Origin of the sequence: Aeromicrobium sp. YIM 150415, from assembly GCF_016918125.1 — a bacterium.
GTDB classification, from domain to species: Bacteria; Actinomycetota; Actinomycetes; order Propionibacteriales; family Nocardioidaceae; genus Aeromicrobium; species Aeromicrobium piscarium.
Genome location: NZ_JAERWM010000015.1, coordinates 1 through 14,764, shown reverse-complemented (window position 1 = coordinate 14,764; position 14,764 = coordinate 1). Strand labels below are relative to the sequence as shown.

The window sequence follows — 14,764 nt, the reverse complement described above, 5'->3', positions numbered from 1 at the left end:
GCCACCCCGACGGTCCGCACCTCGCGGACGTAGGGTAGAGTTCAACGCTGTTGCGGGCCTATAGCTCAGCTTGGTTAGAGCGCTTCCCTGATAAGGAAGAGGTCGCTGGTTCAAGTCCAGCTAGGCCCACCGCACCCTGGAGGTTCACCATGAAGAAGATCGTCGTTCTCATCGCCGTGGCCGCGGGTGCTTTTCTGTTCTGGCGGCGCCGTTCCGGCGGCCAGGACGCCTGGGCTCAGGCCAGCGATTCGGTCTGATCCCCACCGGGGGCTGTGGCGCAATTGGTAGCGCACCTGCTTTGCAAGCAGGGGGTTAGGGGTTCGAGTCCCCTCAGCTCCACCAGACGCTCTTATCAAGAGCGCAAATCGACGTTAGTGAGACCGTCCGAGAGGGCGGCCTCAGTCGTTGCTGGGCTTGGTTATGCTCTCGAAGGGTTCGTTGAGTTCGGCGCGGATCCGGCCGGGGTCAGCGCCGAGGACGATCTCGGCGAAGATGGCCTAGTTGAGCTGCTTCCGCACCGTTGCAGGAGCGTCGGTGTACGTCGCATGGGCATCCTGCAGCAGGTCGAGGGTGTCACGGACACTGTACGGCGTTGAGGCGTCGCTGGTGGGTGAGGAACAGCTCGCGGCCGATGGAGTCGGCGTAGTAGGCATCGACCAGCTTGGTCTGATTGGTCTCGGTCTCCTCGGTGATCTCTGCGAGTCGCTCGTCGTTGACCGCCTGCTGCTGGCGGAGCGTGGCGAGCACGATCTGCTCGACGCGGTCACGCTCGTCGGAGTTCAACTCGATCGTGTAGTACAGGTTCTCGACCCGCTGCTCGACTCGGGCCATCGGCAGGGCTTTGCGTTGCGGGCAGACAGAGTTGTGGCGTAGGCGTTGAATGCCCAGATGATGTGCTCGGCCCGCTCTGGGTCGATCGTGACGGTGCGGACCTCGCGTCCGTCGTCGATGCGACGCTCGTTGAGATAGCCGAGCGGCGTCCGGCCAGGTGTGCCTCCCTGGATGGCTTTTTGTCGCATTCCTTTCATCACCTCGGTGGCGAGGTTCTGGGAGTAGAACTCCGCGATGGATGCCATGATCCCAGGCAGCAGCCTCCCGCTCGGTGTCGTGCTGATCGCCTCAGTTGTAGAGACCAGGTACGCGCCCGCTCCCAGGATCGTCTTCGTGATCGCCGAATCGTGGAGCCGGTCGCGGGCGAGTCGGTCGATCTTGTGCCGATCACGAAGTCCACCGAGCGGTCCTGGATGTACTCCAGCATCCGCCGCAGCTCCGGCCGCTCCAGCGACCTGCCCGAGCGGCCCCGCTCGACGAATTCCGCGACTACGAGCGCGCCCATCTCCAACGCTCGTCGCCGGTTCGTCTCCCGCTGCGCGGGAATGGACAATCCTTCGGGCTCAGAACCGCGGCGGGCCTGATCGAGAGTGGACACACGGACATAGGACACGGCCCGAAGCGGAGACAACGGACTCTCAGTGGTTGCAGTCATTCCCCAACGCCGCGGCTTGCGGATCAGTCAGCCGCGATCACACCAGCGGGATCGACGCCATAGCCTTGAACCATGTACACGCCGTGGGCGTCGAGCGCCGCCGCACGCAAGACGATGCAGGGCAACCGTGGTCGAGACACCAAGGCAGAGCTGGCCGTACGCCGCCTCGTGCACGCGCGGGGCCTGCGCTACCGGGTCAACGCTCGACCCGAGCAAGATCTGCGTCGGACTGCCGATCTGCTGTTCACCCGGGTACGGGTCGCCGTCTTCATCGACGGCTGCTACTGGCATGGCTGCCCGGACCACTTCTCCATGCCAGCGACGAATCTGGACTACTGGGAGGGCAAGATCGGTCGGAACCGCTACCGCGATGTCGAGACGACCGCGCTGCTGAAGGAGCGCGGCTGGACGGTCCTGCGGTTCTGGGAACATGAGGCGCCAGCCTCGGTCGCGGACAACATCGCCGAGACGGTCCGATCGCGCGGGGAGGTCAATGGCTGAGGTCGGCCAGGGTGCCAGTCCAGTCGTCGGTGATGGTCTGGATCGGGGCGAGACGGTCGGGGAAGTCCCTGTGCCTGGCCATGCGCGCGGTCAGGCCATAACGGAACTCCCAGCGTCCGGTGGGAGAGAACAGGCACGCTGCGACGACGTCGAACCCGTCGGCCGGGTAGAACCGTGAGGCAGGGTCGCCCTTGGAGGCGCGGGTCTTTTGCACCTCCACCTTGAACGCCCCACTCGCGGAGGTCTTCGGGCTAGCGTTCTTGCACTCCACCCGGAGATGGCGACCATCGGTCATCGTGACGTTGAAGTCGTGCATCGCGTCCACATCAAGCCGCTCCACCGCAGCGACGCCTGGAGCATGTTCGAGCAGATGCTCCAGGTGATGTTCGGCCACCCCGCCACGGACGGCGACGGAGAGTCGGTTGCGTCCACTGATGATGTCGAGGATCTGCTCGCTGGTGAGCGCGAACTGCTCCTCGAGCACATGTCGGCGCGGCAGTTCCTCGACCTCCGTCTTGTCGGCAAGTGTGACGGCGGCGGAGTACCGCAGGGGCGGGTCCAAGCGCAACGAGGTCGCACGGCGTTCCAGGCGGACGTAGTCGATCAGGCGATCTGGCGTGAATGCGACGACGGTCTCCAGGCTGGTGGGAGAGCGTGGCTCGGAGCGCTTCGTGCCGGCCCGGTTGATCTTCTCCCACACATGCCACCCGGATGCCTTGGCCTGCTCGATCTCAGCATCCTTGGCGTAGAAGGAGATGCCCATCGGCAGCGGGTCCCACAGGTTCGCGTCCAGCCCGAGGATCACGCCGTCGATCAGGTCGATTCCCAGGATCATGCTCACATCCACGCCCGCGACGTCGCGTCCGACCGGGTGCTCTCGCTTCCACGACTCCTCCGAGCCGTAGCGAAGCTGACCGCGAACCTCGTCGGCGGGGCGATTCTTGATCGTGTTTCGCGTGATCCGGAAGGGGTAGACGAGCATCCCGATCCGTTCGTCGGAGTCGAGCTGCACACCCAAAAAGACCGGGGCGCGGTGCGGATCGCTCGCGTACAGGAGCCGACCACCAGACGCCTTGACCGCCTCGATGAGGAACACGTGCAAGTCAGCGCGGCCCTGCACCCGATAGACCTCGCCGAAGACGCGACCGGCGAGTGGCTGCTCCTCCACAGGTCTCCTCTCTTCTCCGACTTGTCCACAGAACTCAACGTTCACGCTGGGCATGTCGGTGGCTCCCGGCAGACTCTTCTCGACGATACTGGTCAGACACGCACTGTCCGCAGACGCCGGGCCGTGCGTGCATGAATAGGAACGAGGTGGCATATGGGCGAGCAGCTCCCGGTCGTGAGCCTGTTCTCCGGCGCAGGAGGGCTTGACCTCGCTGTCGAGCGCGCCGACGCCGAGCCCTTGGTCTCAGGTGACCCGGGCGGTGGCCTGCTGCGGGTGTCGGTTGCGACGGACTACAACGAGCCCGCGTTGCAGACGCTGAAGGCGAACTTCCACGATGCCGCCACCCTCACCGGCGACATCCGGCAAGTTTTCACGGAGCAGATACTCGATGCCGCGGGCCTTTGCGCAGAGGAGCCCGTGCTCCTGGTCGGTGGCCCGCCGTGCACCCCGTTCTCCAAGTCTGGGTTCTGGCTGGAGCAGAAGCGCGAGAGCCGCGACCCCAACGCCTCGCTGCTCGACGAGTACGTCCGGATCGTACGCGAGTCACGGCCCGAGGCATTCATCCTGGAGAACGTCCAGGGCCTGACCTACAAGACCCACAAGGCACAGTTCGAGCGCCTGCTCAGAGGTCTCGGCGAGCTGGGTTACAACCCGCAATGGAAGGTCCTGCTCGCCGCGGACTACGGCGTTCCTCAGCTGCGCCGCCGTGTGTTCGTTGTCGGACGTCGCGATGGGGAGAAGTTCGAGTTCCCCGAGCCAACCCATTCCGGGTGGAGCGAACGCGACCGTAGGATCGATGCGACCAAGATCCCACACGTCACCGCGGCACAGGCGTTCGCCGACCTGCCCCGACTGGTGCCCGCATCGCTCGACGAGATCGTCGACGGTCAGTATGGTGAGCTCGCGGCCGAGATCCCACCCGGGCAGAACTACCTCTGGCACACCGAACGCTACGACGGCCGCAACCAGTTCGAGTGGCGCAGTCGCTACTGGACATTCCTGCTCCGCCTGGACCCCAATCGACCCTCGACAACTCTCCAGGCTCAGCCCGGCCCGTGGGTCGGCCCATTCCACTGGGAGAACGTCCTCACCTCCTCCGGTGAAGAACGAGCAAGACGCCTCCGCGTGAACGAGATGCTGCGGCTCATGTCCTTCCCCGATGACTTCAAGATCAGCGGCACTCGATCCGACGTCCAACGTCAGCTCGGCAATGCTGTCCCGCTGGAACTCGGCAAAGCCGTCGTTCGAGCGTTGATGGACCAGCTCGGCTACCTCGATCGGCGGCAGGCGGTTCGTGACGTTGTGTTCGCGTGAGCCGAAGCAGTATGAATATGCTCCGCCGACTTGATTTGAAGGATTCCTGGCGCGCTCTCTACCGGGGCTTTTGGCCGGACGATCTTCCGTTGGGTGGCCGCACAGTCGTGTACGGCCACAACGGAAGCGGCAAATCGACGCTGTCTGAACTTCTTCTCAGCCTTGCCGAGGGAGGCTGCGCCACGGGCGTGGTCTGGGAGGACGAACAAAAGAACCGCAACAACATCAAGGTGGGTGGTGCAAGTCCCTTGACGTCCATGGCGGTGTTCACCCGCAAGTGGGTTGAGGCCAACCTGTCTGCTTTCCTCGACGGTGCTGGTGCCACGGCTATCGTGACCCTTGGCAAAGAAGCTATCGATGCGAAGGAGGAGGAACACCGACTCGTCGAGGAGATCGGCGAGCTTCGAGACGAGGCCGCGGAGGCCGCCAAGCAGCAGAAAGCCGCCGATGACAAGGTCGAGAAGCTGGCTCGCGGCCTCCAGGACCGCATCGTGTCTGAGCTCAAGGAGTTTGACTACAGCCACTTCACGAAGAACCGCTACTCCGTGCCGAAAGTCCAGGATGACCTGCGCAAGTACAAGGGAGATTTTCCAGATAGCAACGCGCACGCTGAGGCCCTCAAACGGCTTGGAGAGGCTGCGCCGTCACCCGTGCCGGAGATCGTCGCTCCGCCCAGTGGCATCGCCAGCCTCCTGGTCAGTCTGCCCGAGACGTTGGCCGAGACGCCCACTCGATTTGCTATCAAAGCACTAGAAGGCAACCCGGCGGCTCAGACATGGGTTGAGCAAGGTCTCATACTGCACGAAGGCCTCAATCACTGTCTGTTCTGCGCCGGGGAGATCAGCGGCAATCGTCGTGATCAGTTGGCTCGCCATTTCGATGAGAGCTGGCTCCAGATCCGCAGCAAGGCGAAGAAGCTGCTGGAAGCTGTCGTGGGCGAGAAGAAAGAACTTGTCGCCTGGCATGCGGCTCTGCCGGCCGCGGCGAGCTTGGCGAGCGAACTTCAGTCGGTCTACGAGGGGGCTGTGGAGCGAGCCAAGACCGATGTGGATGATCGCGTTGTCGTGCTTGTGGCCGTTGAAGAGGCGCTCAACGACAAGATCGCGGACCCCAGCGCCACCCCCAGTGTCCCAGAATGGGCTTCGCTCAACACGACTCCATCCGCCACACTGCTTGCCCAGGCTGTCACGGAGCACAACGACCGGGCTCGACGTCACGCAGAGGTCACCGCGGAGCGCAAGCAGACGGTTCTGGACCATCTCGTCGGATCCCAAAGCGAAGCCTTCCGAGCGCTTGAAAAACAGGCGAAGGAGCTGGCAGCCAAGAGTCAGACCGCCAAGGATGCCGCAAACCTGGCCGAACGACGTCTGGATGAGGTGCGTCAGGCACAGTTCACCACGAAGGACATGGCTGACACTCTGACCCGTGACCTGGCTCGCGTTTACGGCAAGGATCACCTCAGCGTTGCAGTCACGTCAGACGGCAAGTCGTATGCCTGCCGTCGCGGGAACGGGCCCGGTACGGATCTCAGCGATGGTGAGCGGACGACCTTGTCGTTGCTGTACTTCCTGCGGAAGCTGGAAGACGAGCAGACTCCTGGCGGTGACCGGTCGCAGCGAATCGTAGTGATCGACGATCCGTCCAGCTCGCTCGACCGGGAAGCTCTCTTCGCGACCCATCAGTGGCTGATCGACACGCTCAAGGGCTTCGGTCAGTACATCATCCTGACCCACGATTTCAGCTTGCTGCGACTATTCATCAAGTCCCACAAGAACGTCTGGGGCAAGTCGATGAGTCAGATCAAGAAGAACGATGCCGACGAGATTCGCTTCCCGAAGGTCTCGTTCCTAGAGATGTACGCGGCCTCGGTTGACGGCGAGCGCCGCTCTCGTGTCGGTAGACTTCCACGCGTCCTGCTCCACAACACATCGGAGTATGCCTATCTCTTCTCGATGGTGATGGCCGGCATCGCTGACTCCGAGGACCACGAACGCCTCTTCCTACTACCGAACGCCGCTCGCCGCGTCCTGGAGGTCTTCGCCAGCTACAAGGCGCCCCACCGCACCGACTTCCTTCAACAACTCGAAGCGTTGGTGGAGTCTCAGGAAGGCGAACCTTACCGCGACGTATATGACTTCTGCAATCGCTTCTCACACGGCGAGGGGAACGAGAGCATCGACGTGCTTGACGCCCGCGCCGTCCATGGGCAGATCCGCCGGTGTATGGAGTTCCTGCGCGCAGTTGACAGCGAGCACTTTGAGCGGATGTGCACAGGCGCTGGGATTGATGTTGCTGCACTTGCGTGACTCGCTGGTGAGTCGCAGCGCGTTGCGGACGTAACTCGCCCTGCCGACAGCGGCGTTGTCGGTCGTCGATGGGATACTGGATGCGACAGCCGCCGTAGGAAGGAAGCGTCGTGCCGAGAGTTCCCCGGATGCCCTCGCAGGCGAAGCTCCAAAACGACCTCCGAAAGCTCGAGCAGGCCGGCCGCAAGCTCAAGAGCGCGGCCAACGATCTTGATCGCCAGGCCAAGCGCTCCGACCGCGAGCTTCGTCAGCTGCAGTCACGGCTCCGGTCCAACGCAACCCGATCGCGCCCGGTTGTCGACTACACGCCAGACCAGGTTCGTCATCTCGAACCAACTAGCGACGCCCTCCGCGAGCTCCATGAGCGAAAGCCCGACCTGCGGGATGTGTTTCTCTGCCACGCATGGCCGGACCGGAACGAGTCTGCCAGGGAGCTACACGATCACCTCGAGAGCTTCGGCGCCTCTGTCTGGTTCAGCGAGAAGGATGTTCGGCTTGGAGAAGCGCTCACACGCCGGATCGACCAAGGCCTACGAGACTCGAAGCTGGGGGTTGTGCTGGTTACGCCCAACATGATCCAGTCACTGCGGAACGAAGGAATCGCAGACAAGGAGCTCGCCGCGCTGCTCCGCACGAACCGGGTCATTCCGGTCCTTCATGGTCTTTCATTCGATGAACTGAATGATGAGAGTCCGCTCCTTGCGTCCCGCGCCGGGCTCTCGACCGAGGAGAACTCGTTAGAAGAGATCGCCGCCATGATCGCCGACACCATCGACCGGTCGGAAGCCACACCCGAGGACGCATGACGGTCTGATGATCGATAGCGGTCTATCATGGCGGATGCCGCGTGCACTCCCACACGGTCACCCGATGGACGTTGAAGCGCTCCGTGATCGACATGACGCTCTCCCCTCGATCCCGGGCAGTTCGAATAGCGTCTCCTTCCTTCTCGGTCAGCGGTGTTCGAGTACGTCTACCAGGGTTCGTCATAACATCCCGATCGGCTTGTGCGGGCCCGTTCGGCTCAGATGTTTCTTCCTGTTCTACCTGTTCCCATGTGGAAATATGGTGTTCCAGTCGACGCTGGGTGTTCCGATTGGGTCGACCAGATTCCACTCAAAGTTGAATGTTCGAACCTTGCCCGCGTGATCGCGGGGCTCGCAGCTCAGGCGCGATCTGGGAGAACCGTTGACGAGTGCACAAGAGCCAGGCGCATCCGACGTCCTCGGGTGAGCCCTCCAGTACCGTTGACGAGTAATGAGCACTCAGCCCCCAGACCGATTGCCGTCTCCTCCGCCGCCGCAAGGACGGTCCCGTCATAGGGATGTGCCACCTCTACAGCAGCCTCAACCGGCGACGATGTTCGCCTGGATCTTCGGTGGCGTAGGGGCCATTGCCGTGATCGGCATCCCGTTCAATGAGTTTGTCTACAAGCCCCTGCTGGTCGAGGTCGCTTCGTCCATAGCGCACCAGGCTGGTTGGGTCGTTGAGCGCCCTTACAGCTGGAGCTCTGCGGCGTTCACGATCTTCGCGGTTCTTACGGTGGTGCAGGTCGCCATCCCATGCACGGCCTATCTTCTCTTCGTCGCGGGCATCACCCGACGCCGTCGACGAGGCGCTTCGATCACCGTATTCTGTGTGGCAGGTGTTCTGGGGGTCCTGTCGGTCATGATGGCCTCGATTCATCCACGCTGGAATCCTGGTCTTGGCCCACGTGTTGAGCGATTCGCCGAACGGTTCGATACCTACGATCCCCAGGTGCTCTCGGTGATCTGGCGGACCACTCCGGGAACTCAGACGGTGCTTTTGTGCTGCGGTGTCCTGGTGGTGGTGTTGGCGATGACCACCTGGCGGTCTGGCCGTTCGCGACGTCCACGAGCCGCCTGGCCGTGGATCCTGCCGCTGCCGGTCATCGCTCTGCTGGCGATCGCCTTCCAGCTGACCGGAGCCGCGCCCGACTTCGCCTCCTGACGGACGCCGCTTCAGACGATGGGGGCCGGTACTCCCAGTCGAATCGATGCCTTGACCGGGTCGGGAGCTCGGCGGTCATGGTCGCGGGCCTTTCTCAACCGTGGAACCGGAGTCGGACTCGGCCCGCGAGGGTGAACGGGCCGCCGATGCGGGCGTGAAGGGCGATGCGCTCGTCGTGGAGGAGTCCGTTGAGCTGGTCCCAGCGGTCGGTGTCGATGACGACAACCGCGGGGCTGGTCGCGCCGCGCGACGGATGGCGATGTCGCGGTTCAGGCGTGTGCGGCTGGGCCAGGCGACGTTGGGTATTCGGTGTGAGTTCACCAGCGTCCACCTCGCGTAGAAGGTGAGAAGCTGTGTGCCGGGCATAAGATCGTAGTGGTCATGATGTCTTCGGTCTCGATATCCGACGGTCAGGGCTGGCTGCAGGTGGGCGAGCTGGTGCTGGCCTTCGTGCTGAGCAGCCTGATCGGCCTGGAGCGCCAGCTCCGGGGAAAGAGCGCCGGGCTGCGGACGCAGGCGATCGTTGGCACGGCGTCGGCGCTGTTCCTCCTGGTCAGCAAGTACGGCTTCATGAACGTCCTCGGTGACCAGGTCGTGCTCGACCCGTCGCGAGTCGCGGCGCAGATCGTCTCCGGCCTCGGATTCCTCGGCGCGGGTCTGATCCTCACCCGACGAGGACGGGTCAGCGGCCTCACCACGGCCGCCTCGGTGTGGGAGACGGCGGCGATCGGCATGGCGGCAGCGGCTGGTCTGTGGGTGCTCGCGCTGGTGGTCACCGCACTGCATTTCCTCGTGGTCTACGGTTTCACGGCCCTCACTCATCGGTTACCGGGATCCCGGGATTCTCAGATCCAGATCGAGGTGGTCTACGAGGACGGCCGCGGGTTGTTGCGGGAGGTGTTGCCCCGACTGACCTCCGGCGGGTGGACGGTGAGTCGGGTCGAGTCGCATGGCGCATCCCGGGGAACGGCGGCGTTGACAGTGGAACTCAACGGGCCTTCGGACGATGGCCGACTCGTCGACGTGCTGACCCGTATCGACGGTGTTCGCAGCGTGCAGATCCTCGCCGAGGACGACCGCGAGTAGCTCGCTCAGACCGGTTGTCCCTCCAGGTGCAGTACCTCGCCGCATCGCAGGCGTTCTACGAGCAGTACCTCGGCCTCGTCCGCTCCCCAGGCCGGTCAGGAGTCCCGCCGCACCTTGCGCACCAGGGAGCCGCACCGGGAGGTACCCGCTCGTCCTCGATGACCTGGTCGTCGACAACCCGATCGCGGACTCCATCACGGTCTGTTCTTCTACTGAGCTGGGACTCCATCTCGTCGCCGCACGGAGATGAGCGCCGCCGCGCCGCCCAGGATCGCCATCGCGCCCAGACCGAGCAAGAGCCAGGGCGAGGTGTCCGATCCGGTTGCGGGGAGGGCGCGCGGCTCGCCGGCCCTGCCAGGCCTGTCTCCTGTGCCACCATCACGATCGTTGCCGGTGCCACGATCATGGTCGTCGGTGCCACCGCCGCCATCGTCACCGCTGGTGAGGCGCAGGCCATGGCTGGTCCGAGACGATGTCACGTTCTCATCGCCCGTGTAGACGACCTCGACCGTGTACTCTCCGGGATCCCCATCGAGCACGAGGGAGACATCTCCCGTCGAGGCCTCACCCTGCTGCTCGTCCGGTTCCGTGAGCGGCACGGGATCGCCATAGGGCATCCCGTCCACCAGCACCTGCACATCGCCGGTGGGCACGACACCGCCCCAGTCTGAATCCGCCTCGGCATCGCTCGACTCGGTACTCGTCACGGTGGCGCTCCACTCGATCGTGTCACCGACCGTCGCCTCGTTCGGGCCGCTGACCGATACGGTGCTTCCGGCCCGCAGCACCTCGACCTCGACGGGATCGGAGTCGCTGGGGTCGACGACGTCGTTGCCGAGGTAGCGGACGATGAGCTCATGGGAGCCGACACCGAGGCCGGGCACCTCGATCGAGGCCGTTCCGTCATGCTCGATCTCGCCTGTCGCGACGGGATCGCCCGACGTGTCTCCGATGTAGACCTCGAGGCCGCCGGTGTGGGTCAAACCGCCGAACGCCCCGACGCGCACGTCGAGCACGGGTGCTCCGCCGACCGTGACGGGAGTGCGCACGGCAGTCGCCGTCACCGTCGACGGCACGGTGACCGATACCTCGAAGGCGACGACGTGCTGCACCTGGTTCCCGTCAACGGTCTGCTCGACGGCGAGCGGCGCGAGCGCGGTTGAGTCCTCGACCGCCACGCCCTGACCGGTCGGCAGCGTGTTCCACACGGCACCCGTCGACAGCGCGGGGAAGTCCCGGTAGCCGGTGTCGAAGCTCGGCGCGTACACCCACACATCGTCGAGCATGGGTGCACCGAGGCGCTGGAATCGCACGAGGTAGGAGTTGCCCTCGACCAGGTGCGGCGCGTCCGGCCGGGTGAGGGCGATGACGCCCTGATTCTGCACGACCCCGGGACCGGTGAGCCGGGCGGTCACTGCATTGTCTGGCTCACCGAGGATCGCACCGTCGGCTCCGACACTCAGCGAGGTCGCCGCGGGCACGTGGAGCCGCGAACCGTCACTGATCCGCAGTTTTCCGTCGATCTGGATCTCGTGCGGCGCAGTGTCCGCGTTGGTCGTCGTACCCACTGCATTCCCCTCTGAGTAGGGGGCATCCGCGATCAGCGTCGCACCATCACCGAGAGCAACCGTCGAGGTCTCGGTGGGCACCGCCTCGCCGGGGATGCCGTGGCCGACCGCCGCTCCGAGCCGGGAGAATGCGACGACCTGAGCGGCGCCGTCGATCGTCACGTCGACCGATCCTCCGCCATTGCTTCCGGCACCGATACCCGCACCACCGTTGCTGGAGCTTCCCGTCACCTGCGCGTCGCCCGCGATGCTCACCGCAGTGTGACCGGCGGAAGTGAACAGCCACCCGGAGCCGATGCCCGCACCTTCTTCGGATTCGCCGCTCACCATCGCAGACCCCTCGATGACCACGCCGCTGCGGTCACCGCCACCGCCGATACCGGCTGCGTACTTGCTGACGCCGGTCGTACGCGCCGCACCGCGAATAGCCACATCGCTTCCAGAACTGCCGTCGCCGCTTCCTATGCCCGCACCGATGCCGCTCGCGGAGGCCTCGACCACCGCATTGCCGTCGATCACGACCGTGCTCCGGCCAGTACCGTCGCTCCCCGCCCCGATACCGGAGCCGTCGTGCGCAGTCGCGACGACATGAGCGGAGTCCGTGATCGTGACGGTGGTACCGCGCCCGGAGAAACCATCGCCGATCGCGGCGCCCCATGCACCGGTCCCCGAGGTGACGGTGGCCGTGACGGCCGCATTGCCGCCGATCGTCACGGTGCCATTTCCGCTGCCTGAGCCACCGCCGATAGCCGCCGAGTACTGCGCGTCGGCGGAAGCCTCAACAGTGGCGGCGCCGCGAATCACGATGGCGCCGTAGCCGCAGCCCGTGCATCCTGAGCCGATCGCGGGCCAGTTCGTCGAGCTCACGGTTGCCCGGGCATTGCCTTCGATCACGAGGCCGGTGCCGGCGGATTCGATGCCGATGCCCGCGACCGATCCGCCATCCGGGCTCCGCGCCGTATCGATGTCGAGCACGCCTCCGGTCGCGGTGTCGGTGATGGTTACCTGCGCACCAGGGGCGATGCTCATCGAATGAGGTGCGAGACGATGCCCGTTCAGGTCGATGACGACATCGCACGAGATCCGCACCTGACCCTCAGCGAGCTGAGGCGCGACGTCGATATCCGCCCCGAGCGTGGCGGTGTCTCCGGCTTCGCAGCCCGCGTCGCCATCGACCGCGGCTTTCAGCCCACCGAGGTCCGTCACCGTCGTGTCGGCGGCGAAGACCGGGGTTGCCGCGAGGGGCAACGAGATCACCAGCGCGGCAAGCAGCCCGAACGTCACCCTGGTGCTTCGTCGCATGCTGCTCCCCTGTCTCGCGCGTGGCGCGCATCGTCGACCGGCGCCCTCCACCGACTATGCTTCAACGATAGACAGGAAAATGCCAGATTGTGGGTCAGATAGATGACACGGCAGGAAGATGACATCGTTGCGGGTGTGCTCAGCGCGATCCTGCGAGGCGCGACGGACGTGGACGAGATCGCCGCGAGCACCGGGGCCGATCCGGCCGAGATCGCCGCGGCGACCTCCTCTCTCGCATCCGAGGGTCGAATCGCCCGCGAGGGTGATCGTCTGCTGGCGCGCTCACCCGTTGACCACCTGCGCTCGGTGGTCGACGCGCAGCTGCAGAGCATCGTGGGCGCGGGAGAGAGCATCCGGGACCGGCTCGACACCATGCCCCAACTGCTCAACGATTGGGCCATCGGGCGCCAGAAAAGCGGCGGCGAGTACCCCGTCGAGGTGCTCCAGGGTCCGCACGTGCTGCAGGAACTGTGGAGCGGCCGGTTCGGGTGGGAGATTCCCGGAAAGATCCGCATCATGACGAACGGACTCGAGCTCATCGAATCGTTCCGCGTGCCGGATGTCGCGCTCGCCGACTCGTTCATGAGCGAGCACTCGCTCGACGTACGGTGCCTCCTGCCGGGATCGACTCTCGCTGAAGCTGGTGCGGAGCGCGTCGGGGCCCTCATCGCACCGAGTACCCAGATCCGCATCGCACGATCGACGTCCGAATGGTTCGTGCTCCACGACGACACGCTCGCCCTGCCGACCTCGAGCGATCAGGACACCTTCGAGCGCGTTCTGCTCGTCACCGCGCCGCCGATCGCCAGGCTCGCCGCTCACTACTTCGATACGGTCTGGCAGCACTCGCAACCGTTCCCTTCGCCCGAGAACGATTGGCGCGCGCTGCTGCCGCTCCTGGCTGGCGGTGTCACGATCGAGTCGGCTGCCCGCACACTCGGTATCTCCGAGCGCACGGCACGGCGGAGGGTAGCGCTCGCGATGGACCACTACGGCGTCGATGGCCTCTTCGCGCTCGGTATGGCGTGGCACAGCGACTCCGCACGCTGATCCGGCTCCACGGACGGCTACACCGCGGTGGCGTCGTGGCGTAGGGAGCGAACCATGCTGCGTAGGATGCGGAGCGCTTCTGACTGCTCTGTCTCGCTCAGGCCGGCGAGCATCCTCATCTCGACCGAGCGGACGGCCGCCGATGCCTCCTCGAGACGTCGTCTCCCGCGATCGGTGAGCCGAGTGGGCAAGGCCTTCCCCACGGGCGCCTCCGCGAGCCTGGTCACGAAGCCGTCCCGTTCCAGAGCTTTCAGCAGCACGTTCATCGATTGCCGGGTGACGAAGGCTCCGCGCGCGAGCTCGGAATTCGACGATCCCGGTCGCTGTGCCAGCAGTTCGAGACAGGAGTAGTGCGTGATGCTCATCTCGAAGGGCCGCAGCGCTTCCTCCATCGCCAGGCGAAGAGCGCTCGATGCTTCCTTGAGGAGGTAGCCGACCGAGGTGTCGAGGTCGATCCCTGCACCGTCTTGACTCATGTCAGTATTCTGACATAGAGTCCTCGTGTCAGAAAACTGACATGAAAAGAAAGGGCACCACATGCCTGTCACCGGCCCCGACTTCCTGTCCCTTCAGGTGCGCGACCTCGCCGCATCGCAGGCGTTCTACGAGCACTACCTCGGCCTCGTCCGCTCCCCAGCCGGGCCCCCGCATGCGGTCGTCTTCGAGACGACACCGATCGCGTTCGCCCTCCGTGACATCATCCCCGGCACCGACATCGCCTCGGTCGACCAGCCGGGTATCGGCACGGCGATATGGCTCCACGCCACCGATACGCAGGCGATTCACGATGCCCTCGCCGCCGACGGCCACACCATCGTGGCCGACCCCTTCGACGGCCCCTTCGGGCGGACCTTCGCCTTCGCGGACCCCGACGGCTACCAGATCACCCTCCACGACCGTGCGTGATCGCCGTAGGGCGCGGGGGTGGGGGGGGGGGCGGGGGCGGGGGCGGCGGGGGGGGGGGGGGGCGCGGGGGGGGGGGCGGGGGGGGGGGGGGGGGGGGCGCGGGCGC

At 65.1% G+C, this 14,764-nt stretch carries 13 protein-coding genes, 2 tRNA genes and 2 pseudogenes; 12 read left to right on the top strand and 5 right to left on the bottom strand.

Annotated features, from left to right (window positions below; all coding sequences use genetic code 11):
* Positions 1–54: 54 nt before the first annotated feature.
* From JL108_RS10350 to JL108_RS10345, 3 genes are all read left to right on the top strand, one after another.
* Positions 55–129, top strand: a tRNA-Ile gene (locus tag JL108_RS10350).
* A 20-nt stretch (positions 130–149) separates the two neighbouring features.
* Entirely contained in the window at positions 150–257 is a 108-nt protein-coding gene (locus tag JL108_RS19915; RefSeq protein ID WP_221933787.1) for a DLW-39 family protein, read from the top strand.
* A gap of 9 nt (positions 258–266) precedes the next feature.
* Positions 267–342, top strand: a tRNA-Ala gene (locus JL108_RS10345).
* 231 nt (positions 343–573) lie between these two features.
* Here the strand turns inward: JL108_RS10345 and JL108_RS10340 are convergent.
* On the bottom strand, positions 574–831 hold the full coding sequence (locus tag JL108_RS10340) for a hypothetical protein (protein WP_205198208.1): 258 nt from the start codon (positions 829–831) through the stop codon (positions 574–576).
* Positions 780–1,486, bottom strand: a pseudogene (locus JL108_RS20605) (recombinase family protein). Before JL108_RS20605 ends, JL108_RS10340 begins: the two are co-directional and overlap by 52 nt.
* Positions 1,487–1,558: 72 nt before the next feature.
* Between JL108_RS20605 and JL108_RS10330 the strand changes: the two are divergent.
* On the top strand, positions 1,559–1,987 hold the full coding sequence (locus JL108_RS10330) for a very short patch repair endonuclease (RefSeq protein WP_205198206.1): 429 nt from the start codon (positions 1,559–1,561) through the stop codon (positions 1,985–1,987).
* On the opposite strand, the gene JL108_RS10325 is transcribed toward JL108_RS10330, so the two are convergent.
* Complete coding sequence (locus JL108_RS10325) at positions 1,977–3,155, bottom strand: hypothetical protein (RefSeq protein WP_205198205.1); 1,179 nt, start codon at positions 3,153–3,155, stop codon at positions 1,977–1,979. The two genes, JL108_RS10330 and JL108_RS10325, sit on opposite strands and share 11 nt — an antisense overlap.
* A gap of 153 nt (positions 3,156–3,308) precedes the next feature.
* On the opposite strand from JL108_RS10325, the gene JL108_RS10320 reads away from it, so the two are divergent.
* The 6 genes and pseudogenes from JL108_RS10320 to JL108_RS19910 form a co-directional block, all read left to right on the top strand.
* Complete coding sequence (locus JL108_RS10320) at positions 3,309–4,469, top strand: DNA cytosine methyltransferase (RefSeq protein ID WP_205198204.1); 1,161 nt, start codon at positions 3,309–3,311, stop codon at positions 4,467–4,469.
* Between the two features lie 17 nt (positions 4,470–4,486).
* Positions 4,487–6,775: an AAA family ATPase gene (locus JL108_RS10315; RefSeq protein WP_205198203.1), complete on the top strand. Its 2,289-nt coding sequence runs from the start codon at positions 4,487–4,489 to the stop codon at positions 6,773–6,775.
* A gap of 128 nt (positions 6,776–6,903) precedes the next feature.
* A complete protein-coding gene (locus JL108_RS10310; RefSeq protein WP_205198202.1) occupies positions 6,904–7,581 on the top strand; it encodes a toll/interleukin-1 receptor domain-containing protein in 678 nt (225 codons plus the stop codon).
* Between the two features lie 553 nt (positions 7,582–8,134).
* The gene (locus tag JL108_RS10305; RefSeq protein WP_205198201.1) at positions 8,135–8,746 is read left to right on the top strand and encodes a hypothetical protein; all 612 of its coding nucleotides are present in this window, start codon (positions 8,135–8,137) and stop codon (positions 8,744–8,746) included.
* A gap of 381 nt (positions 8,747–9,127) precedes the next feature.
* On the top strand, positions 9,128–9,832 hold the full coding sequence (locus tag JL108_RS10300; protein WP_240190918.1) for an MgtC/SapB family protein: 705 nt from the start codon (positions 9,128–9,130) through the stop codon (positions 9,830–9,832).
* A 14-nt stretch (positions 9,833–9,846) separates the two neighbouring features.
* Positions 9,847–9,945: pseudogene (locus tag JL108_RS19910) on the top strand (VOC family protein); the annotation flags it as partial.
* A gap of 96 nt (positions 9,946–10,041) precedes the next feature.
* Here JL108_RS19910 and JL108_RS10295 read toward each other — a convergent pair.
* Positions 10,042–12,702, bottom strand: a complete 2,661-nt coding sequence (locus tag JL108_RS10295; RefSeq protein WP_205198200.1) for an Ig-like domain-containing protein — start codon at positions 12,700–12,702, stop codon at positions 10,042–10,044.
* 102 nt (positions 12,703–12,804) lie between these two features.
* Here JL108_RS10295 and JL108_RS10290 point away from each other — a divergent pair, with 102 nt between their 5' ends.
* Complete coding sequence (locus JL108_RS10290) at positions 12,805–13,752, top strand: hypothetical protein (RefSeq protein ID WP_205198199.1); 948 nt, start codon at positions 12,805–12,807, stop codon at positions 13,750–13,752.
* Between the two features lie 17 nt (positions 13,753–13,769).
* Here JL108_RS10290 and JL108_RS10285 read toward each other — a convergent pair whose 3' ends face one another.
* A complete protein-coding gene (locus tag JL108_RS10285) occupies positions 13,770–14,228 on the bottom strand; it encodes a MarR family winged helix-turn-helix transcriptional regulator (RefSeq protein WP_205198198.1) in 459 nt (152 codons plus the stop codon).
* A gap of 61 nt (positions 14,229–14,289) precedes the next feature.
* On the opposite strand from JL108_RS10285, the gene JL108_RS10280 reads away from it, so the two are divergent.
* A complete protein-coding gene (locus JL108_RS10280; RefSeq protein WP_205198197.1) occupies positions 14,290–14,658 on the top strand; it encodes a VOC family protein in 369 nt (122 codons plus the stop codon).
* Positions 14,659–14,764 lie beyond the last annotated feature (106 nt).